This window comes from Parabacteroides sp. PFB2-10 (assembly GCF_029893085.1).
Classification (GTDB): domain Bacteria; phylum Bacteroidota; class Bacteroidia; order Bacteroidales; family Tannerellaceae; genus QVMG01.
The window spans coordinates 146023-168687 of sequence record NZ_JARXWI010000008.1 but is presented as its reverse complement, the minus strand read 5'-3'; the positions used below and the strand labels follow the sequence as shown (position 1 = coordinate 168687).

The following is a 22665-nucleotide window of genomic DNA, read 5'->3' as shown; positions in this document are numbered from 1 at the left end:
TGAATTATGAATTATGAATCGAAGATCGCTTAGCGAAGCGTAAAGCAATTATGAATCGAAGATCGCTTAGCGAAGCGTAAAGCAATTATGATTCGAAGATCGCTTAGCGAAGCGTAAAGCAATTATAAATCAAAAATCGCTTGCCAAAGGTAAAAAGCAATTATTTTCTCAGTCTCATAATTCATAATTCATAATTCATAATTAACTTTGGTCTATGGTTCTAATTTGCGACGACGACAAAACGGTTTTGACTTCGCTTACGCTGGTCTTAAAGCGGGCAGGATATGAAGTGGCGACAGAGACAACTCCGCAGGGGGTAATTGACTTTGTGCGGCATACCTGCCCTGAACTGATCCTGATGGATATGAATTACTCCAAGACAACCACCGGAGAAGAGGGGTTGGAGTTGTTGGCGCGTGTGCGTGTGTTTTGCCCCGATACGCCGGTGATCCTGATCACTGCCTGGGGATCGATCGACCTGGCTGTAAAAGGAATACGAGCCGGTGCTTTCGACTTTGTGACCAAACCCTGGAACAATCTGGCTCTATTGAATACTATCCGTACGGCCATCGATCTGAGTCGTGAGGAGAAGAAAGAAAATGAATTCTCCGGCGAAACGCTTTTTCGTCATCCGAAGATTGTCGGTCATTCCCCTTTGTTGAAACAGGTATTGCAAACCGTGTCGCGCATTGCGCATACCAATGCCTCCGTCCTGATAACCGGAGAGAGCGGAACCGGAAAGGAATTGATTGCCGAAGCAATCCACGAGAACAGCCAGCGCAAAGAGAAGCCCTTTGTGAAAGTGAATCTGGGGGGTATTTCCCAATCATTGTTTGAAAGTGAAATGTTCGGGCATAAGAAAGGGGCTTTCACCGATGCCTATCACGACCGTACGGGGCGCTTCGAGATGGCAGACAAAGGCACGATTTTTCTCGATGAAATAGGGGAATTGGATATGGTGTCGCAGGTAAAACTATTGCGCGTACTGCAGGATCAGACCTTTGAGCCCTTGGGAGAAAGCATGCCCCGGCAGGTGGATGTGCGCATCATCAGCGCAACAAACCGCAACCTGGCGGAAATGGTGTCGCAAGGAACCTTCCGGGAAGATTTGTTTTATCGCATAAATCTGATCACCGTCCGGGTGCCGGCTCTGCGCGAACGGCTGGATGATATTCCTTTATTAGTAGATCATTTTGCCCGGCAGCAGGCCAGTCGCAACGGCCTTAAATATGTAGAGGTTGCTCCGGACGCCATTGAATTCCTGAAAAAGCTACCCTATCCGGGTAATATACGTGAATTGAAGAATCTGGTCGAACGGACAATACTTATCTCCGCTAGGCCGCTTATCACCGCCCAGGATTTCAAAGCGCAATATGTGGAGCTTCCTGTCAATAAAGAGGTGGAAGAGAATAGCGTGCAGTCGCTCGAAAGAGTGGAAAAGAAGATGATCGGGCGGGCCATCGAACTCTATGGAAGCAATATCTCTAAGATTGCAACTGCTTTAGGAATCAGCCGACAAACGCTCTACAGGCGGTTGGAGAAATATAATATGCAGATCCCGGAATGAGAACAAAGTGGGCGTTCATTGCCATTGTTGTATTTGTTACGGCGGTGTTCATGGCAATCGGTTTTCTCTTTTTTCGCCATGAATCGTTCCCTTTTTGGGTGATGCAATGCATTGCGTTGGCTTCGGTCTTGTTTTCCCTTTTCCTGTATAAAAAACTGATCAGACCCTATCTGCTTCTGTTGAGTGGCATGGAACTGCTGAAAGAGCAGGATTTCTCCACCCATTTGCGTCCGGTCGGCAACAAAGATGCGAATCAACTGATCAATCTGTTCAACCGGATGATTACCCATTTGCGCAACGAACGCTTAGTGGTTCGTGAAAAGAACCAATTCCTTGACTTATTGATCAAAGCCTCTCCGCAAGGGATCATTATACTGAATTTCGATAAACAGATAACCGACATCAACCCGGCCGGCTTAAAGCTATTGGGATTGACGAATCTGGAAGAGGTGAAAGGCAAAAAACTATCGGAAGCCACCTTTTCATTGGCTCCGGCACTATCGGCTTTGAAGTTGCAGGACGATATGATCGTGCGTGGGGATGGAGCCAGTCTTTACCGTTGTGTTTATTCCTCCTTTGTGGATCAGGGGTTCAACCATCCTTTTATTTTGGTGGAAGAATTGACCAATGAACTGTTGCGGATGGAGAAAGAATCCTATGAGCGTATTATCCGTATGATGTCGCACGAGGTAAACAACTCCATCGGAGCCATCAGCTCCACACTCCATGTGGTTTCCGATATCTTCCGGCAGGAAAGAGGCCCGGGGATGGAAGATGTCGTGTCGGCGATAGATGCCTCTTATAACCGTTGCCGCAATCTGACCGGCTTTATCAGTAATCTGGCAAATGTCGTGCGCATTCCCGAGCCCTCCTTCGTGCCGATCTCCCTGAACGAACAAGTGCGAGCCGTAGAGGGAGTGATCCGTCTCGAATGTCAGAAGCGCGACATCCGGCTCTCGCTTTCGTTAGATCCGGGCGAACCCCGGGTGCGGATCGACGGGATTCAGTTCGAGCAGGTATTGCTTAATATCACCAAAAACGCCTACGAAGCGATTGGCCAATCAGGCGAGTTGCGCATAACCACTCAAGCATCTCCTTTATCGGTCGTGATTGAAGACAACGGAGCCGGCATCGACGAAGAGACCAAGCAAAAACTCTTTACCCCTTTCTTTACCACCAAATCAACCGGCCAGGGCATCGGACTCATGTTTGTGCGCGATGTATTGGTGAATCATGGTTGCCGTTTCAGCCTGAACTCCCACAATGGTTGGACACGATTTGAAATACTTTTTCCTTAACCTATTTCTATACTCATATCATTTATTTGCTTTTTTATTCTCATGAGGGGTGATAACTTTTTCTCACGGCTGAAAAAACGATGAGAATTATGTAAATTTGTATTGTCACTTATATAAGGATTAAAAAAAGAATATATGCCTGATTTTAATTTCCCCCAATGGGACAGCGACCTGTTTGTTTACTTGAATAGCAAGCATTCTGCCTGGCTCGATCCGGTGATGCTCTTTTTCAGCAATCAATGGGTTTGGACATTGATATGCCTGGCAGTGTTTCTTTTTATCTTTTTTGATAGGAAAGGGCAGGGGAGGAAGGCTTCGTATTTCTTTGCGGGGGGAGTATTGGCTACGCTTCTACTCAATAACCTGCTTAAGCTGGTTTTTATGCGTCCTCGGCCCGGACATGAGATGGTGTTGCAGGAGATCATGCATCAGTTGGAAGAGATGGGGAGAAGTTTTAGTTTCTTTTCCTCTCATTCGTCGAGTTCGATGTGTGTGGCTATGTTCAGCGCGTTGTATTTCAAGAATATCTATTATCGCATCGGAATCTTTCTATGGGCAACGGTTGTCGCTTATAGCCGTATCTATGTCGGGAAACACTACCCGTTGGATGTGTTTGTCGGCATACTCTTCGGCCTGTTGATGGGCTATATCGCTTATTGGATATACCGGAAGTACAAGTGACTCCCTTTTATATCGTTATTTCCAGTCCGTCGTACCCGAAATGTACATGCGGGGGAAGGCCGATATTAGCCTTGGCGTGCAATCCTATGCGGTGGCTCATGTGAATGAAATAGCTCTCTTTGGGGCGTAGGCGTGAGATAAGCGGCAAGTTTTCGGCAACTCCCGCATGTGAGAAGTGGCGGGAGTCGATGCGCAAGGCGTCGATCAACAATAGATCCAATCCCTGCAATTTGTCGTATTCCTCTTCCGGTAGCGTTTTCAGGTCGGTTAGGTAGGCCATATTGCCGATGCGGAAGCCCAGAATAGGCAATTTGCCGTGCATCACACGGATAGGGATTACTTCGATGCCAGCTGCCAGAAAGGGAGATAAGCCGATTGTTTGCAGGTTGAGTTGCGGAACGCCCGGGTATTTATGCTCCCGGAAAGCGTATGGAAGGCGTGTTTGTATGGCTTGTACCACATCGTGTTCGGCATAAATAGGCAATTCCTGGTGGAATACGTAGGGACGCAGGTCGTCCAATCCGCTCACATGGTCGTAATGCTCATGGGAAAGCAAGACGGCATCCAAGGTCTCTATCCGGTGTTTCAGCATCTGCCAACGGAAATCCGGCCCGCAGTCGAGTAGGATATGTTTGCCCTCGGTTTCAACAATCGCGGAGGTGCGAAGCCGGCGGTCGCGCGGATCGCTGCTGCAACACACTTCACAATGACATCCAATTTCGGGCACTCCGGTGGAGGTGCCCGTTCCCAATAACAAAACTTTCATCATCCAACGTACTTCACTTCAGGGGTTAATTCTATATTGAATTTGTTTTTGACGGCCATGCGCACGCTTTCAGCCATGAGGGCAATCTCGTCGCCGGTGGCTCCACCGTAATTGACCAATACCAAGGCTTGCTTTTCATACATGCCTACGTTCCCATATCGTTTGCCTTTTAATCCACATTGCTCGATCAGCCATCCGGCGGATAATTTGATCTCTCCGTTTCCGGCCGGGTAGGAGGGGACGTCCGGATAAGCCGCCTGGATTTGTGTAAAGGCCTCCTGCGAGATGACCGGATTCATAAAGAAGCTGCCGGCATTACCAATAACCGATGGATCGGGCAATTTCTGCTCGCGCAAGCGGATAACGGCTTCTCGGACAACAGCCGGTGACAGTTCTTTTCCCGCTGTCTCCTGCTGTAGTTGCCCATAATCGAGGCAGTAGGCAGGGTTTTTCCGTAGCCGGATCACGATATGTGTCACGATATGTGGGTCGTTATGTTCGTTCTTGAAGTAACTATGACGATAGGCGTATGCACATTCATCATTGCTAAAGAGGCGCTTCTCTATCGTCAATTGGTTATAGCTCTCGACCCGTTCGATCACCTCTCGTATCTCTACGCCGTAAGCACCGATATTCTGGATGGCGGCGGCGCCTGCTTCGCCCGGTATATGCGACAGGTTTTCGATGCCTCCCCAGCCGTGTGAGGCAGCGTATGCAACGACATCGTCCCAGATCTCAGCGGCACCGATACGCAGGCATACCGATTCGCCGGTCTCCTCCAACACCTCTATCCCTTTGATGTGGGAGTGAACGATGATGCCATCGAAGTCATTCACAAAAAGCAGGTTGCTTCCTCCTCCGATATGCAGGGAGTAGCACTGCTGAAAGTATTCATCACATAAGATCTTTTCCAACTCTTCCACGTTGTCATATTCCATGAACCAACGCGTTTTTACCGGTAAGTGAAACGTATTGTAAGCCTCAAGCGAGTAGTTTTGTTCGATTTTCATAACGCACTTTAATAATCTGCAAAAATAAGGATATAATCGGGCATTCTCTATTTAAATGGCTACTTTTGCATCTATACTTTTGAACATTATGCACAAGAATCCTTTTTTTGAGGCTTACCGGACACCCTTCGGTACGCCCCCTTTCGATAAGATCCTACTGGAACATTATGAACCGGCTTTCGACGAAGGTATCAAACGCCTGGAACAAGAGGTCGCTATTATAGCCGGCAACACGGAACCGGCAACGTTTGCCAATACCGTGGTGGCGTTGGAAAGAAGTGGTTCCCTGTTAGATAAGGTGAGTCATGCCTTCTTCAATGTGTTGGCTGCCGAGTCGAACGATGAGATGATGGATCTCTCGCAACGCGTCTCGCCCAAATTGTCGGAAAGCTCGAATAATATCTACTTGAATGAAAAGCTGTTCGACCGTGTTAAGGCGGTGTATGATCGGCGTGATGACTTGGATCTGTCGCAGGAAGACCGCAAACTGCTCGAAGAGACCTATTATGCTTTCTATAAAAAAGGAGCCGCCCTGCCTGCCGACGGCAAAGAAACCTATCGCCGGCTTAGTAATGAGTTGAGCCTATTGCAACTCCGCTTCGAGCAAAATGTGTTGAAAGACAAAAATCGCTTTGAAATGCTCTTGACAGAGCGCGATGAATTGGCCGGTTTGCCGGAGAGCATCCTCGATTCTGCGGCTGCTTTGGCGAAAGAGAAGGGGAAAACAGGCTGGTTGTTTACCCTGTCGGCTCCCAGTTATCAGCCTTTTCTGCGTTATTCTGCCCGGCGCGACCTGCGGGAAAAGATGTATCGAGCCTACATGTGTGTAGGGAACAAAGGCGATGAATACGATAACTGCGAGATTCTTCGCCGCATTGCTCATATCCGCCTGGAAATAGCCCGATTGATGGGCAGGGAAACCTTTGCCGACTATCAACTGGAACACCGGATGGCGAAGAATCCGCAAGGGGTTTACGGATTATTGAATCAATTACTGACTGCTTATAAACCGGTGGCAGTGAATGAATACCAAGCCGTGCAGGGCTTTGCTGTTGGTATGGAACAGGCCGATATCACGGTGATGCCCTGGGATTGGAGCTATTATTCGGAGAAGCTGAAGGATATCCGTTTCCGGGTAAACGATGAAATGACGCGTCCCTATTTCAAACTGGAACAGGTTAAAGCGGGTGTGTTCGGATTGGCTACGCAGCTCTATGGCATTACCTTCCATGAGAATAAAGAGATACCGGTCTACCATCCCGATGTACAAACATACGAAGTGTACGACGCCGACGGACGTTTTCTCTCTGTGTTGTACACCGATTTCCATCCCCGCGAAGGAAAACAATCGGGTGCCTGGATGAACGATATGAAAGCGCAATACCGGGATGCCGATGGCACGGACAGCCGTCCGCAGATCATCATTGTCATGAACTTTACCCGGCCAACCGACACGAAGCCCTCCCTGTTGACTTTTGATGAGGTGGAGACCTTCCTGCATGAGTTTGGTCATGCGTTGCATGGTATGTTGGCCGATACCACCTACGCCAGCCTTTCGGGTACGAATGTCTACCGTGATTTTGTGGAATTGCCTTCGCAGATCATGGAAAACTGGTTGACTGAAAATGAATACCTCGATCAGATCGCTCTCCATTATGAAACGGGTGAGAAAATTCCGGCGGAACTGGTGCAGAAATTGGTCGATGCTTCTCATTTTAATGTCGGCTATCTGTGTTGTCGTCAGCTTAGCTTCGGTTTGCTCGATATGGCCTGGCATACCTTGCGAGAGCCTTACGAGGGGGATATCACCTTGTTCGAGAAAGCCGCCTGGCAGGAAGCGGCTGTTTTGCCTGAAGTGCCGGAGGTGTTGATGAGCAGCAGCTTCGGACATATCTTTTCCGGTGGTTATGCGGCCGGTTATTATGGCTATAAGTGGGCGGAGGTCTTGGATGCCGATGCCTTCTCCCTGTTTAAACAGCAGGGAATCTTCGATCGGAAAACGGCTGAGTCGTTCCGTACTAATATCCTGTCGCGGGGAGGAACAGAGGACCCTGCGGAACTTTACCGCCGTTTTCGCGGGCAGGATCCGACGATCGACGCGTTGTTGATTAAGAATGGTATACAGCGTTGACGCACTACCTGAAGCGAGTCTTACACCACTTAAATAGGTATCTATATGAAAAAAGCAATGGTTCTAATCAGTATTAGTTTTATGAGTAGCTCTTTTTTTGCCTGTGGACAAACCTCCTTGGTGGCTCCGGGCGCCAAGGTTGAGAAATTGGCCGATGGCTTCCGCTTTACGGAAGGTCCGGCGGTCGACGCGAAAGGAAATGTCTATTTCACCGATCAGCCGAACGATCGCATTCTGTTGTGGTCGACTGAGGGTAAACTGTCTGTTTTTATGGAAAACACCGGCCGTGCCAATGGGATGTATTTCGACCGGGAGGGCAAGCTGCTTACCTGCTCCGATATGGATAATGAGTTGTGGAGTATCAGCCGGGATGGCTCTCACACGGTGATTCTAACCGATTACGAAGGCAAGAAGCTGAATGGCCCGAACGACCTTTGGGTGCGTCCCGATGGAGGAATATATTTCACCGATCCCCTCTATGCGCGCGACTACTGGACACGCGATCCGGCCATGCAGCAAGAGGGGCAATATGTTTATTACATGACTCCCGACCGCAAGAAGGTGTTCCGCGTAGATACCGAGTTGGAACAACCTAACGGAATCATCGGCACGCCCGATGGAAAGCTCCTCTATGTGGCCGATATCCGTGCCCGCAAAACATATGTGTATGAGATCGGATCCGATGGTCGTTTGTCCAATAAGAAACTGTTCACGGAGATGGGCTCCGATGGCATGACGATCGATGAAAAGGGAAATATTTACCTGACCGGACGGGGAGTGACCATCTTCGATCCGCAAGGCGAGCAAATCGGACATATTCCTGTGGAGGCAGGCTGGACAGCCAATGTCTGTTTCGGAGGAAAGGATATGCAGACCCTTTTTATTACCGCGTCGGAATATTTGTATAGTATCCGGATGAATGTGAAAGGGGTCAGATAGAGATCAGGATGATCTCTTTGTCAGTCACGATGCCCTGCATCGGAATATCAAACGGTTCGGCCGGGATTTCGTCGTGTAGCTGAAAATCAAAGCAAAGTCCCAGTTTAGGAATCGACAGGCTTGTCAATAGCCGGTCGTAATAACCTCTGCCGCGTCCCAAGCGGTTTCCCAGGCGGTCGAAAGCGACACCCGGTGCAATCAATAGATCGATGGCGTAAGTCTTTGTCTCTTCACCGACCACCGGCTCCAAAATACCAAAGAGCCCCGGTTTCACCGCCTCTTTGCCCCGGTAGGGTAGCATACGGATATCGTCTCCCTCGATGACGGGCAACAGGATGGTTTTCTTCTTGTACCACTTCTCGATCAACGCGGCCGTTTGTACTTCGTCCGGCATGGCATGGTAGATAGCAATGCACGCAGCCTCCTGGAAGAGCTTGGTTTCTTCCAGGAGGCTGCATGCGTTCGTTGATTTTTCAGACAATATAGTCGTTGAATATCTTTTCTTTTGAGAGGCCATATCTTTTCGTAGGGCCTGCTTCGCTTTGGAGATTTCCATTATCTGTTGCTGTTTGTATGAATTCCGGGGTGGGAAGCCCTTTCCCCTCTTTCAGTATCTGAACCGCTTTCTGCAGGGTGATATCCTCTTTCTGGAAGATCGGGTAGAACCCGTCTTCGTCGAAGAAGTTACGCACAATATAGGCTTGCAGCTGATTCTCGATCAATGAGCCGGAGATATTGATGAGAGACATCCGTTTGCGAATGCCTTTCGTGGCTGCGAAATTGGTAAAATCGTAGAGTATCGGCTGAGTCTTCAGGTGGTCATATAGCTCCTGCCAGGTGCCGAACTGTGATAACACCTCCCGGTTTCTGTCGGAATACTCCAGGGCGTAGAGGTAGAGGGTGCCGCTGTTGATAACGCTTGTGTAATAAGAGGTCATGCCTGATGTATCGCGTGGGATGAAGATATCCGGCATAATGCCACCACCGCCATAGACGGTACGCCCGCCTACCGTTTCGTATTGCAGGGATTCGTCGAGCTTAATGCTGTCGGCCGTATCAAATTCTCCATGTATATAGCGGTTGTATATATCCATGTCATACTCTTCATTTTTCCCTAATTCATACACTTTCTGGATGCTACGTCCCGAAGGCGTATAATAGCGGGCAATGGTCAGGCGCATCTCCGAACCGTCGTTCATCGAGATCGGTGTTTGCACTAATCCTTTGCCATAGGTACGGCGCCCGATAATCAGGCCACGATCGTTGTCCTGGATCGCTCCGGCGAAGATCTCGCTGGCAGAGGCCGACGCTTCGTCGGTCAGAAGAATCACCGGATCGTTTTTGCTGGTACCCGTACCATTGGCAAATACCTCCGAACGCGGGAAGGCTTTCCCTTCGGTATAAACGATCATACGTCCTTCCGGCATGAATTCATTGATCACGCTGATGGCCGCGTCCATATAGCCTCCGCTGTTTCCACGCAGGTCGATAATGAAGGAGTTGCAGCCGAGTAGCTTCAGTTTTGCGATAGCGGTGATAAATTCCCCATAGGTCGTACGGGCAAATTTGCTTGTTTTGATATAACCGATGCCTTTGCTGATTTCGTAGGAAACGTCCACGGAGTGAACCGGTACGTCACCACGAGTGACAGTGAATTGGAGCAATTCGTCCGATTCCCCACGTTTTACACCCAGGTTGACCGTACTGTTTTTTTCTCCCCGCAGGGTGCGCATGATCTTGGCCTGGCTAATCTCTTTCCCGGAAAAGATAGAGTCGTTGATGGTGATGATACGGTCGAAAGGCAATAATCCTGCTTTTTCGGCCGGACCGCCGCTGATAACACTGATCACCAGGATGGTATCCGTTTGCATATTGAAAGAGACACCAATCCCGCTGAAGGAACCTTCGAGGTCTTCATTGGCAAGCGCTACGTCGGAAGCCGGGATATACACCGAATGCGGATCGAGTTCGCTCAATATCTTAGGGATGGCTCCCTCGATCAATTGCGCCATATCCACCGTATCCACATATTGTTGATTGATGATATTGAGTACGGCATTGACCTTATTTCCGCTGTAGTAGCCACGCAGTTTTCCATTCGAGAGCGTCAGAAAGTAATTCCCGATGAAAATACCTGCGGCTATGCTGACAGCGATAATGACCGGAAGCCAGATGGTTAATTTTCTTCTGTTTTTCATATATGCTTTTATTCATTAATTTCGATAAACTCAAGAGAAATACCTGCTCGCTTCAACAGGTCGCATCCGTCTTCCACCCGGTAGCGTTCGGAGTAAACGACGCGCTTGATGCCGCTTTGAATAATTAATTTTGCACATTCGATACAGGGTGCCGATGTGACATAGATGGTTGCTCCCCGGCTGCTGTTGGAAGAGGCGGCTACTTTGGTAATGGCATTTGCCTCCGCGTGTAAGACGTATGGTTTGGTTACATTGTTTTCATCCTCACATACATTTTCAAATCCGGAAGGGGTACCGTTGTAACCATCCGATATAATCATCTGATCCTTCACAATAAGTGCTCCCACCTGACGGCGTTTACAATACGAATTTTCTGCCCACACACTGGCCATACGTAGATAGCGCTTGTCTAATTCATACTGTTTTTCATTCTTTTCAACCATTGGTCTATCGTTTTACGAATCAACCGACAAAGATAACATCAACAAAGCGATTTACCAATTTCCGTTTTGACATTTTGTCAAAAACGCAGGACTTTTTTTTCGAACTCCCGGGAGTTTTTTCAAAAAGTCCCGGAAGAAACATTTTTTAACGTATCATATTGTAAAGCAAAAGGGCCATTTTGCTTACATTTTGTCAAATGAAGATCGCTTGATGAAAGCGCTTAGTGAAAAAACTATCTTTCCTGGATGATCACCCTGACCACTTGTCGATATTCATTCTCGAAATTAGGGGTGAATAGCTTTTTGTCTAAGGCGGCTTCGATTTCGGCAATCGGCCAGAAGCGGCCTCCGTCAAGTTCGTCAGGGTTGGGGCTGATCGGGCCGTCGTAATAGGTGTAGAATGTGTTTACCAGCTCTTTTTCAATGGAAGATTCAAAAATGTAGCGAGAAATAAAAACCGGATGAAATGCGGTGATAGAAAGTTCTTCGGCCGCTTCACGCCTCAGCGCCTCTTCGATGGTTTCCCCATAATCGACATGCCCGCCAACGGCTGTGTCCCATCGGCCGGGTTGGATATCTTTGTGCATAGGGCGCTTTTGCAGATAGAGCTCGCCGGAGGAGTTAAATACATGCAGATGTACGACCGGATGGAGCGGTTTACTTCCGTTATGGCATTGCCGGCGCGTTGCTTTACCGATTGTTTTTCCGGCTTCGTCGACCAAAGGGAACCATTCAACATTTTCCATGAAATCTTATCCTTTTTTAAGATCAAAGATAATTCATCTCTTGAATATTATGCTATCTTTGTGAATGATATAAACCTGAATATGAAAATGAAGATGAAAACGAAAGGCGAAGATTGGAAATTGCAAACGAGGACGAAGAGTCAAGATTTGCAACGTGTAGATGAAAGTGTAACAAACGCGGAATCAACCCGCGAAGAGGTAGGTCTGGATCATGTGGAAAGAGGACAATTCATCCCTTTCTCAAGTGCATTAAAAAAATTGGGGTAAGCTGAAAAGCTTACCCTTATATATTTTCAGCCATTTGGTTTCCAATCTTTCAATAGCTTGATCAATTCTTCCTCAGAAAGGTTCTCTCCATAGACCGCATAATCGAGCCGGAAGGTGCAGCCGTTTTTATATTCTGCGCAACCATATGCCGTTTTCCCTCTAAGTATATTTCCCTTGCCACAAACCGGACAGATCGCCTTTGCCGGAGCAGTTGCTTTTTGCTCTGTCTGAGGCTTTTTGGTAGTCTTTTTCTTTTTCGACTCGTTGGGGTCGGTCAGCGTAATGGTTTGTGTGGCCGGAGCTGAAAGAACATTGGCTACTACCTGATAGACCAGCTCTTTTAATTCATCCAGAAAGGTGCGTGCTTCGTAGGTGCCTTTCTCTATCTGGCGCAATTTCTTTTCCCATAGTCCGGTCAATTCGGCACTTTTGAGCAGTTCCTCTTTTATCGTGCCGATCAGTTCCCGGCCGGTGGCGGTGGGCAACAGGCTTTTACGTTGTTTATGGATGTAGTTGCGTTTGAACAATGTTTCAATAATGGCTGCCCGGGTGGATGGACGTCCTATGCCATTCTCTTTCAAGGCATCGCGCAACTCTTCGTTGTCGACTAATTTACCGGCCGTTTCCATCGCCCGGAGCAAGGTTGCTTCCGTATAGGGCTTGGGGGGTTGCGTCCAGCTCTCTTTCAGTATCGGCTGATGCGAGCCGCTTTCGCCTACGGTAAAAGCAGGGAGTACGCTTACCTCTTCTTCGGCTCCCTCTTTCTCGGGATCTTTTTCTTCCGTTCCGAATACCGTCCGCCAGCCCGGCTTCAGGATTTGTTTTCCGGTTACTTTAAACTCCACCTTCTCCACTTTCCCCATCACCGTGGTGGTAGCAATGTCGCAATCCGGATAAAAGGCCGCGATAAACCGTCGGGCAACCAGGTCGTACACCTTTTGTTCGTTGTCGCTCAGGTGGTTTGCCGGCATCCCTGTTGGTATAATGGCGTGGTGGTCGGTTACCTTCGCGTTGTCGAACACCCGTTTGCTCTTGGGTATTTTCCCTCCGGCCAGAAGTGGTGCTGTCAGTTCGGCGTAGCCGGTCATTCCTTTCAATGTCTGCGGAATCTTCGGGTAGATGTCGTCGCTCAGGAAGGTGGTGTCTACACGCGGGTAGGTTGTTATCTTTTTCTCGTAAAGCGATTGAATGGTCTTTAATGTGTCGTCGGCGGAAAGTGAAAACTTTTTATTGCACTCGACCTGCAGGGAGGTGAGGTCGAACAGGCGGGGTGCATATTCTTTTCCGTTCTTTTTCGAGACATCCGTTACGGTGAAATCACTGTTTTCAACCGTTTTCAGGAATTCTTCTCCCTCTTCCTGTTTGGAAAATTTGCCTTTTGTCGATGAAAAAGTGGTGTTGCGGTAGATGGTTTTCAGTTCCCAGAACGGTTCGGGTGTGAAGTTTTCTATTTCGGCCTGGCGATTGACAATCAATGCTAATGTGGGTGTTTGCACGCGTCCGATAGAGAGTACCTGTTTGTTCTGCCCATAGCGAATCGTGTAAAGACGGGTAGCATTCATGCCCAATAGCCAGTCGCCGATGGCGCGCGAAAGCCCTGCTTCATACAGGCGCTGGTAGTCTGATTCCTTATGCAACGACTTGAACCCTTCTCGGATAGCCTCTTCCGTTAAGGAGGAGATCCAGAGACGGTAGACAGGGCATTTGCATCCCGCTTTTTGCATGACCCAACGTTGGATCAATTCTCCTTCCTGTCCGGCATCCCCGCAGTTGATCACCATTTCGGCGTTTTGGATCAGCTTCTCGATGACGGAAAATTGTTTTTCATAACTGGGGTTACTGATCAGTTTAATGCCGAAGCGGGGAGGGATCATAGGCAGGGAGGATAGATTCCAGCTACGCCATGCATCCGTATAATCATGCGGTTCTTTCAGGGTACACAAATGGCCGAATGTCCAGGTCACCTGGTATCCATTCCCTTCAATATAGCCATCCATGCGTTGGCGTGCGCCTAATACTTCAGCTATTTCACGGGCAACGCTGGGCTTTTCCGCAATACATACTTTCATTCTCCTGTCTCTTTGATTCGAAGAGCAAAGGTAGTGTTTTCTTTATAATGTCGTATTTTCTTCAGGATGATGTCGGCAGCCGTCCGATTGCCGATTGACATTTTGTCAAAACCGCGGGACTTTTTTTCCAAAAAGGCAGGACTTTGCGAACAAACTCCCGGGGGTTAGTATTTGTTAACATTTGAAGTGTAAGCAATAGGGGGGTGTTTTTAGTTAAAAAGGGGTAGTCTTGCTTACACGTCGATTTTCTTATTCTTCCATTTTTAAGGGTATCTGTATCCTTCTTTTTCGGTGGAAAAGGTCGTACAGGGTGGTGAAGTCTTTTTTGAACATAATACCTACGCCTTGTGTGGAGGGCGATTGTTTTAGGTATTGATACATATCGTTGGCGTGATTGTAGGCTTTCAGGCGTATCTCCCCGCTGGGGGTCAGTTTGTACTCAAGGTCGAATTCGCCGACAAATATATTTTTCTGTTGAGCCAGGCTGTTGCGGTAGCCGAAATTGCCGTTGAACAACAACCGATTATCGAGAAGCTGGCTGGAGAGAAGCATTTCGATCTCTGTGTCTTCGTTGAATCCTCCATCTTGGGATGTGCGTATGTTTGTGCCGATCTGCACCTTGTCGGTCATGGAGTTGAGGATGTTGCTGAGCTGCGTGGAAATGGCTGATGAGGCAACAGCACTGAAGTCGCCGCTGCGGTATTCGTTGACCACATAATCGGGTGTATAGAATTTATGTAATACCAGGAGGTAAACAATCTGCCGCGACATCTGATCCTCCGTATCGATCAGGCTACGCACCTGCCGTTCGATCTCTTCGTTGGAGCTGGGCAGCTCGATATCGAACGATATCAGTGGGCTTTGCAGTTGCCCTTCGATGTTCAATACGCAATTGACCGGTATATTGGCGCGGTCGCTTTCGCGCAACAGTCCCTGGTCAAGATCGCCGATATTGGCTGTCAGGCTATAGATCGCGTCGATATCCAGCGTGGCATTCATCGGGTCTCCCTGGAAGCTGATCGTACTGCCTTCGCGTATTTTAAAGTCGCGGTAAAGGATTTGTTGGAGGCTGAAATTGTAATTCCCCTCCTGAATGTTGGCACCGCCATACATGCGAAGATCCGACCGGGTGCCGTATTGTATCTGCACACTGCCGCTTCCTTTTCCTTTAATCCTGTCGCCGGCAATGGGATCCATCACCAGTTCGATCGTTGCCTCCGGGGTGATATCGACCTGCGCATTCATGCGTATCTCGGTGCCTTCATTGGTGACAAACGAAGGGAGGCCGTTTTTATTCTCGTTTGTCTCTCCCGCGATGGAGTCGGGATTGTTCTTGTCGATAAAGGTAATAAAGTCGTAAGCGGTCGAAGCCGTACTTGTCATAAAGTTAAATCCGACAGAGGTATTGGCCTCGTTGCGCATATTGATATCGAAGTCGACCACCTTTTCGTTTCCGCTTATGCGTGCCGTCCCGCTGCCGAAAGCCGTTCCGTAAATGACAGGGCTTGTCCGTTCGGTGTGGTCATACAAAAGCATATTGGTGGCCTGTATGTCGGCCAGGAAGTTGAAATCGCGGAAGCTGGTGTGGTTGAACGTGAGATCGAGCTTCGCGGTGTTGTTGTGTTTATCGTATAAGGTGACTCCTTTCGCCCGGATATTGTGGGGATCCATGTGAATAGAGTCGGAGAAGGTGTAATAGGTATTCAGGAATTCGATGCCCAAGCCGGCGTCTTTCACATAAACATCGCCTTCGACCGTGATATCCTTGAAAGAGCCGAAGAGGTGGGCGTGTCCAAATCCCCGTCCTTTCACATTGGTTGCCACATTATCGAGGAAGGGTTGCAGGAAGGAGATATCGATATCATTGGCATCGAAGCGCAATGACAACCCCTCTTTGGGTTTGATAGGGTAGATATATCCGTTCACATCCGTCCAGGTGCTGTCGTTTTTATAGATGGAACCAAGCATGAGGATACCTTGCTGCATCTCGTCCCATTCGCTGTAGAGGTTCAGTTTTCCGAAATTGGTCTGGTTGAATGAGAAGTCTTCGACGGTCAGGTCGGTATTCAATATGCGGCTTTCGTAGATGTCGTTGATTACGAAACTGCCGGTAGCCCGCCCGGCAAACTGCAGAACAGGGATATTGAGTATGTCGAAAATATATTCCAGTTCGATGTCCTGCAGATCCAGGTGCAGGGAGTCTTGTATGTCGTGTGAAATAAGTCCGTCGAGGTGTATGTATTGGTCTTCGTGGGTGAAGATGAAATTGTCGATGTCAATCTTGCCATTTTGAACTGTGATCGATGCTGGTTGTATATGCCAGGCGGAGTCACTCACGAACACCGGGCTTTCATGGATCGAGATCTCTGTTCGCAGTTCCGGCCGTCCGCGTTCGTTCTCTTCTTCGACAAAGAGGGTAGAAGTCGATAGGTCGGCACTAAAGAGCTCTTCTTTATTGTTGAACCATTGGATGCGGGTGTTGATTAAATTGTCTGCCGCATCGGCTTGCAGATCGAGCTGATTGCGAATGCCCTTACGGTTGAACAGGGTAGCTTTCACCTGGAGATCTACCTTCTCGCCTTCATTCTGAGCGATCAGATAACCCGCTTCAAACGACGATCCAGCCACATCAAACCGGGGCAGATAGGCTTCGAGGCGGAACTTATCGTACTGGTTGTTATAATATCCGCTGATAACTACATCTTCCAGGGCCGTAAAAGGCAAAAGCAGTGTTTGCGAGAGCTTTTCGGTATTGTTCAGGGTCAGGTAAACCGAGAAATTGTTTTCATTTACCCGGGTCTGCTTTTTGGTCAGTTTGATCAGGGAAGGCAGGTAGAGTTCAAACGTTTTGTTGATACTCGGCAGCATGGTCTGGAACGAATAGGCACCGGCAATCTCCCCGTTCAACAGGTCGGAGGATATCTTTACCCGGCGGTCGTCGGCATGTCCCAAGGCCTCAATTTCCAACGTCTCTAATAGAAAATTGCTGGGTTTGGTTCCTATGGAGAGGCTGTCAACGCGTACGTTCCCTTCCATATTGTCGAATTTATTCCCCGTAAAGTCGGCTTGGAGGGAAAAGGATATCTCCGGTTCTTCGTATTTGCTGGAAAGATTCAGTTTGTCGGGGCGGAAATGGCGCAGGTCGGCCGTGAAATTGAAGATGGAGTGTTGCCCATTATCCTCGAACATCCCTTCGGCCAGGAAATAGCCGTTCGGGTCATTCACCTCTATGGTGCCGTCGAATCCGTTGTTTTGAAAATTCCCGGAGAGGAGGATGTTCTCATATTGGTAGCCCCTGTAGTCGATCTCGCTGATGTTTCCTATGATCTTTCCCCTGAAATGGCCGTCGACCGGTTTACTGGCATCGATGGCTATATCGAAACGCCCATTTCCGTATGGATTGTTTTCGGGGAAAAGATCGTGGATGGCCAATTCAGAAGAGATAGCTTTTCCTCTCAGAAAGGCAGCGATATGGTTCTCCTTATCACGACCAAACAACATATCCGTCTGGATGGAGCCGATGGAGGAGTTGAATACCCCGAAGGCAACCAGGTTATCGAAGAAGCCCGATATCTCACCGGTAAAGCGGATTGTACCCAGTCGTTTAACCGGCTCAGGGATGGCGATAGGCTCCGCATAGAGGTTGTTTACTAAGCCTAACAGGCCTTCCGGCGTGACATACATCTGGTTGACCTTTCCGAACACATAGGTCTCTTCCGAATTCGTGATGCCTCGCAGATCCATCTGCCCGTCGAACTGCATTTTGTCGGGTTGCCTGATGCGCAGATGTCTCAGGTTAATGTTATTGATCGTACCCGAGGCATTGGCAGAGAGCTGTACGGTATCGGTAAAATGGGAAAAGGCAGGAATAAAGGCTGACAGGTCTTTCAGGCAAACACGCGACGGAGCTATACTGAGTTCCAATGGCGCATTGTTCAGAAACGAGGCGACCCCTTCGATCGTTGCCGTGCCCATGGTGGCTTTGTCGATCTTCAAGAGCGAATTAGGCAGTCGCACTTCGAACTGATCGATGTTGGCGCTGTCGCGGTTACCAATGATATTCATCGAGAGTCTGTCGAGCGAGAAGCCCGAAGATTCGTCGAAACTCAATTTCTTTACCTGCGCGTTGATACTGTCTTTGTTGAATACCTTCAGGGAGATATTGGCGCTGATGTTGTCAATATCGATGTGTTTTGCATTGAAAACGCCGGTGGTTTTCCGTTCGCTCTGCACGTGATAACTCACGTTGCCCTGCCGCAACAAGACCGAGTTGAGGCGCAAATCGATGGTCGGCTCCTTTTTTAGTGTGTCGCGGCTGGCGAACGCATCGATCAGGAATTGCAGATTGAGCTTGTCGTCGGGTTGCTGTTTGTTCAGATAGAGGTTGAAACCGAAGAGGCGAACGGTGGTGAATACAAACTTGCCTTGTAGGAAAGGTATAATTTTGAAACCAGCAGAGAGATGATTGGCCTCGATCATCGGCTGACCCGCTTGGTCTTCCAACGCGACGCCCTCGAGTGTTAAACGATTGATCCAGTCGATGCCGATACGTTCGATCCGGACAGGCACACCCAGATAGTCCGACAACTCATGCTTAGTAACCTCCGTAATCTGACGTTGCACGTAGGGAATGTTTACCAGAATGGCCGGAAGAGCATAAAATATCCAAAGGAGGATAAGTAGTGTAACAACTATGTATTTTAATCCTCTAATCTCTTTTCCTTATTTTAACTGCAAATCTACGATATTATCGATATAGATTTCGTTAATTTGCATGAAAAAAGGAGAATATATGCGTCATATAACCATATTAGGAATTGAATCTTCGTGTGATGATACGTCGGCCTCTGTTATTCGTGACGGGGTGATGCTCTCGAACGTGATTGCCGGGCAAGCTGTGCATGAGGCATACGGTGGGGTCGTGCCGGAGTTGGCTTCGCGAGCGCACCAGCAAAATATCATCCCGGTGGTGGCCGAGGCCATCAAGCGTGCCGGCATCGACCGGTCGGAATTAAGCGCCATCGCTTTTACCCGTGGCCCTGGTCTGATGGGTTCTTTACTCGTTGGCACCTCTTTTGCCAAAGGGCTGGCAATGTCACTCGATATTCCGATGATCGAGGTGAATCATTTGCAGGCGCACGTATTGGCGCATTTCATCAAAGAAACGCCCGATGATGATAACCAGCCCGGCTATCCTTTCCTTTGCCTGTTGGTTTCGGGTGGAAATTCCCAGATTATCAAGGTGAATAGCTATAAGGATATGGAGGTGATCGGGCAGACTATCGATGATGCGGCCGGCGAAGCGTTCGATAAGTGTGCGAAAGTGATGGGATTGGGCTATCCGGGAGGGCCGGTGGTGAACCGCCTGGCCAACGAAGGCAACCCGAAAGCTTTCCGCTTCAGCAAGCCGCATATTCCGGGTTACGACTACAGCTTCAGCGGATTGAAGACATCTTTTCTCTACACCTTGCGCGACGCGTTGAAAGAGGATCCCGAGTTTATCGAAAAGAACCAGCGGGATCTCTGTGCCTCCCTGCAGGCTACGGTGGTGGATATCCTGATGGATAAGCTCCGCAAAGCGGCAAAAGATACCGGTATTAAGGAGGTAGCGGTGGCCGGTGGTGTTTCGGCCAACTCCGGTTTACGCGACGCCTTCCTGGATCATGCCAAACGCTTTGGCTGGAAGGTGTATATTCCCAAATTTGCTTTTACGACCGATAATGCCGCCATGGTGGCGATTACCGGCTATTATAAATACATGGACAACGACTTCTGTCCGATGGATGCTGTTCCTTTTTCCCGCGTAGTGATCTGACCCATGGAATATACTTCTCACGATACACCGGACAGTTTATGCCAAGCGTTGGGAGAGCAACTACTCTCTAAGCGTTGGATGATGGGCACGGCCGAGAGTTGTACCGGCGGACGCATCGCGGCTGCGATGACTTCGCTGTCGGGTAGTTCAGCCTATTTCGCGGGCGGAATCATTTCTTACAGCAATGAGGTGAAAAAGCGCCTGTTGGGCGTTTCGGAGGAGAGCCTCGCGCAATATGGCGCCGTAAGCCGAGACGTGGTAGAGCAGATGGCGCGGGGTGCTATCGAGGCTTTGGGTGTCGACTGCGCAGTAGCCACCTCCGGTATTGCCGGTCCTACCGGTGGCACGCCAGACAAACCTGTCGGCACCGTCTGGATAGCCGCAGCACTAAAAGACCAAACCCATTCCGCCTGCTTCCATTTCCAAGGCGACCGTCACCAAGTCATGTCACAGGCCACTGCCGAAGCCTTGCGTTTATTGCTTTCCCTTCTATTGGATTGATATCAGACAGGCATACTTATGACGCACTTTAAATAGATAAAAAAACGGGAAGCGATCGGCCTCCCGTTTTTTGTGTCGTTTTATTTAAGTCCTCTGTTCTTCAATAAAGGTTCCGTATTGGGTCGTTTGCCCCGGAAGTTTACATACATATCCATCGCGTCATCGATACCGCCCGGCGTCAATACATAGTTGCGAAACTTGGAAGCTACCTCCTGGTTGAAGATATCTCCTGTTTCAACAAATGCCTGGTAAGCATCCGCATCCAGTACCTCTGCCCAAATGTAGCTGTAATAGCCGGCGGTGTATCCTCCACCCATCGTGTGGTTGAAGTAGGTGGTACGGTAGCGTGACGGGATCTGTTTCAACAGTCCACGGTCGCCTAATACCTTGTTTTCGAAAGCCATCACCTCGAAGTTGGCAGGGATCTCAGTCAATACATGGTAATCCATATCCAACAGAGAGGCTGCCAAATATTCTGTTGTGACGAATCCTTGTCCGTATTTGCCACTCTTGTCAAGTTTTTCAATCAGTTCGGCAGGCATCACTTCACCCGTTTCATAATGTTTGGCATATTGTTTCAATACCTCCGGCTCAAATACCCAATGCTCCATGATCTGCGAGGGCAGTTCTACGAAGTCACGGGGAACACCGCTGATACCATAATAATGTACATCACGGAACAGGCTATGCAGGGCGTGTCCAAATTCGTGGAACAGGGTTTCCGCTTCGTCGGCGCTCAATAGGGCCGGTTGTCCGGCAGCCGGCTGGCTGAAGTTACATACATTGGTTACGATAGGCACTACCCGTTTGCCTGCTTCATCGTAGGTCTGCGAGCGATAACCGCCACACCAGGCACCACCGCGTTTGCTTGCGCGCGGGAAGAAGTCCATATACAACAGCCCGAGCAGCGTGCCGTCTTTCTCTTTACACTCGAATACCTGTGCGTCGGGATGCGGCAACGGCATATTGTCTAATTGCGTGAAGGTGATACCATACAGTTTGTTGGCTACCCAGAAAGCACCGTCGCGCACGTTTTCCAGTTTCAGGTAAGGACGTACTTCGTTTTCATCCAGGTCGAACTTCGCTTTCTTGGCTTTCTCGAAATAGTAGCGCCAGTCCCAACCTTCCGGTTCAAAGCTTTTTCCCTCTTTGCGGATCTCTGCCTTGATGTCGTTCAATTCCTCTTTGGCTTTGGCTAAAGCCGGTGGCCAGATCTCATCGAGCAGGGCATATACGCTTTCAGCATTTTTCGACATACGTTCTTCCAGTACAAAAGCAGCGTATGTATCGTAGCCCATTAGTTTTGCTTTTTCAAGGCGTTTGGCAACCAGTTCGGCCACCACCTTTTTATTGTCTGCTCCGTTGTTATTATTACCGCGCATGATGTATCCTTTGAATATCTTTTCGCGCAACTCACGGTTATCGGCATATTGCAGGAAGGGCATCACACTGGGGTTTTGCAACGTGAAGATCCATTTGCCCTCCATACCGGCTGCTTTGGCTACGGCTGCCGCATTGGCAATCAGGCTTTCCGGCAATCCCGACAGGTCTTCTTCTTTTTCCACGATAAGTTGGAAGTCATTGGTCTCTTGCAACATATTCTGCCCGAAGGTCAACTGAAGCATAGAGATCTCGCTATTCAATTCGCGCAGTTTCGCCTGTTTGTCGGCAGGCAGGTTGGCGCCGCCGCGAACAAATCCTTTGTAGGTCTCTTCCAGTAGTTTCGCCTGCTCTTTGTTGAGATTCAACTGCTCTTTTTTATCGTAAACGGCTTTCACCCGGGCAAATAAGACCGGATTCAAACGGATATCATCACTGTGTTTCGAGAACAGAGGAGACATCTCACGGCTTAACGCCTGCATTTCATCGTTGGTGTTCGCGCTGTTCTGTCCGCTGAAAACTGCGCTTACTTTGTTCGATAACTTACCGCTTTGATCCAGGGCGACAATCGTATTCTCGAATGTCGGCTCCTCTTTGTTGTTACAGATCGCTTCGACTTCGGCCATTTCTTCTTCCATTCCCTGGAGGAATGCCGGTTTGTAGTGCTCCAGTTTTATCTCTTCAAACGGAGGTACACCATACGGGGTCGTGTATTCCGACAGGAACGGATTCGCATTGGTTTGCTCTTTACTTTCCGTACAAGCAGTCGCACAAGCTAAAACCGCTACACTTAAAGCCATAAATACATGTTTCATTTGCTGTTTAAATTTAAGTTGGAATCTATGATTAACGGG

General features: G+C 48.8%; 17 protein-coding genes. 8 read left to right on the top strand and 9 right to left on the bottom strand.

The genetic code is table 11. The annotated features are described in order from the left end of the window. Positions 1 to 214 precede the first annotated feature (214 nt). The 3 genes from M2137_RS09295 (at position 215) to M2137_RS09285 (ending at position 3546) form a co-directional block, all read left to right on the top strand. Positions 215 to 1567, top strand: a complete 1353-nt coding sequence (locus M2137_RS09295; protein ID WP_280766153.1) for a sigma-54 dependent transcriptional regulator — start codon at positions 215 to 217, stop codon at positions 1565 to 1567. Beyond that, a complete protein-coding gene (locus M2137_RS09290) occupies positions 1564 to 2865 on the top strand; it encodes an ATP-binding protein (protein ID WP_280766152.1) in 1302 nt (433 codons plus the stop codon). The genes M2137_RS09295 and M2137_RS09290 overlap by 4 nt, the downstream gene beginning before the upstream one ends. 135 nt (positions 2866 to 3000) lie before the next feature. Next, a complete protein-coding gene (locus tag M2137_RS09285) occupies positions 3001 to 3546 on the top strand; it encodes a phosphatase PAP2 family protein (RefSeq protein ID WP_280766151.1) in 546 nt (181 codons plus the stop codon). Positions 3547 to 3553: 7 nt separating this feature from the next. Here M2137_RS09285 and M2137_RS09280 read toward each other — a convergent pair whose 3' ends face one another. Together M2137_RS09280 and murB are read right to left on the bottom strand one after the other, a co-directional pair. Further along, positions 3554 to 4312: an MBL fold metallo-hydrolase gene (locus tag M2137_RS09280; protein ID WP_280766188.1), complete on the bottom strand. Its 759-nt coding sequence runs from the start codon at positions 4310 to 4312 to the stop codon at positions 3554 to 3556. Next, a complete protein-coding gene (gene murB, locus M2137_RS09275) occupies positions 4312 to 5322 on the bottom strand; it encodes a UDP-N-acetylmuramate dehydrogenase (protein ID WP_280766150.1) in 1011 nt (336 codons plus the stop codon). Before murB ends, M2137_RS09280 begins: the two co-directional genes overlap by 1 nt. A gap of 88 nt (positions 5323 to 5410) precedes the next feature. On the opposite strand from murB, the gene M2137_RS09270 reads away from it, so the two are divergent. After that, positions 5411 to 7453 carry a M3 family metallopeptidase gene (locus M2137_RS09270; protein WP_280766149.1) on the top strand — a complete coding sequence of 681 codons (2043 nt, stop codon included), beginning with the start codon at positions 5411 to 5413 and terminating at the stop codon, positions 7451 to 7453. A gap of 45 nt (positions 7454 to 7498) precedes the next feature. Further along, positions 7499 to 8392 (top strand): SMP-30/gluconolactonase/LRE family protein, encoded by an 894-nt coding sequence (locus tag M2137_RS09265; RefSeq protein WP_280766148.1) that lies wholly within the window; start codon positions 7499 to 7501, stop codon positions 8390 to 8392. Here M2137_RS09265 and M2137_RS09260 read toward each other — a convergent pair. From M2137_RS09260 to M2137_RS09245, 4 genes are all read right to left on the bottom strand, one after another. Further along, the gene (locus M2137_RS09260; protein WP_280766147.1) at positions 8385 to 8909 is read right to left on the bottom strand and encodes a 5-formyltetrahydrofolate cyclo-ligase; all 525 of its coding nucleotides are present in this window, start codon (positions 8907 to 8909) and stop codon (positions 8385 to 8387) included. The genes M2137_RS09265 and M2137_RS09260 overlap by 8 nt on opposite strands. Then, a complete protein-coding gene (locus tag M2137_RS09255) occupies positions 8866 to 10590 on the bottom strand; it encodes a S41 family peptidase (protein ID WP_280766146.1) in 1725 nt (574 codons plus the stop codon). Before M2137_RS09255 ends, M2137_RS09260 begins: the two co-directional genes overlap by 44 nt. Positions 10591 to 10598: 8 nt before the next feature. After that, entirely contained in the window at positions 10599 to 11033 is a 435-nt protein-coding gene (locus M2137_RS09250) for a dCMP deaminase family protein (RefSeq protein ID WP_280766145.1), read from the bottom strand. Between the two features lie 233 nt (positions 11034 to 11266). After that, positions 11267 to 11779, bottom strand: a complete 513-nt coding sequence (locus M2137_RS09245; protein WP_280766144.1) for an NUDIX domain-containing protein — start codon at positions 11777 to 11779, stop codon at positions 11267 to 11269. A 93-nt stretch (positions 11780 to 11872) separates the two neighbouring features. Between M2137_RS09245 and M2137_RS09240 the strand changes: the two genes are divergently transcribed. Next, positions 11873 to 12046, top strand: coding sequence for a hypothetical protein (locus M2137_RS09240; RefSeq protein WP_280766143.1), 174 nt, complete (start codon positions 11873 to 11875; stop codon positions 12044 to 12046). A gap of 26 nt (positions 12047 to 12072) precedes the next feature. Here M2137_RS09240 and M2137_RS09235 read toward each other — a convergent pair whose 3' ends face one another. Then, on the bottom strand, positions 12073 to 14115 hold the full coding sequence (locus tag M2137_RS09235) for a DNA topoisomerase 3 (protein WP_280766142.1): 2043 nt from the start codon (positions 14113 to 14115) through the stop codon (positions 12073 to 12075). Positions 14116 to 14364: 249 nt separating this feature from the next. Then, positions 14365 to 18738, bottom strand: coding sequence for a translocation/assembly module TamB domain-containing protein (locus M2137_RS09230; protein WP_280766141.1), 4374 nt, complete (start codon positions 18736 to 18738; stop codon positions 14365 to 14367). A 169-nt stretch (positions 18739 to 18907) separates the two neighbouring features. Here M2137_RS09230 and tsaD point away from each other — a divergent pair, with 169 nt between their 5' ends. Both tsaD and M2137_RS09220 read left to right on the top strand, forming a co-directional pair. Next, a complete protein-coding gene (gene tsaD / locus M2137_RS09225; protein ID WP_280766187.1) occupies positions 18908 to 19930 on the top strand; it encodes a tRNA (adenosine(37)-N6)-threonylcarbamoyltransferase complex transferase subunit TsaD in 1023 nt (340 codons plus the stop codon). A 3-nt stretch (positions 19931 to 19933) separates the two neighbouring features. Continuing rightward, positions 19934 to 20431 (top strand): CinA family protein, encoded by a 498-nt coding sequence (locus M2137_RS09220; RefSeq protein WP_280766140.1) that lies wholly within the window; start codon positions 19934 to 19936, stop codon positions 20429 to 20431. A gap of 80 nt (positions 20432 to 20511) precedes the next feature. Here M2137_RS09220 and M2137_RS09215 read toward each other — a convergent pair whose 3' ends face one another. Then, positions 20512 to 22626, bottom strand: a complete 2115-nt coding sequence (locus M2137_RS09215; RefSeq protein ID WP_280766139.1) for a M3 family metallopeptidase — start codon at positions 22624 to 22626, stop codon at positions 20512 to 20514. Between the last annotated feature and the right edge of the window lie 39 nt (positions 22627 to 22665).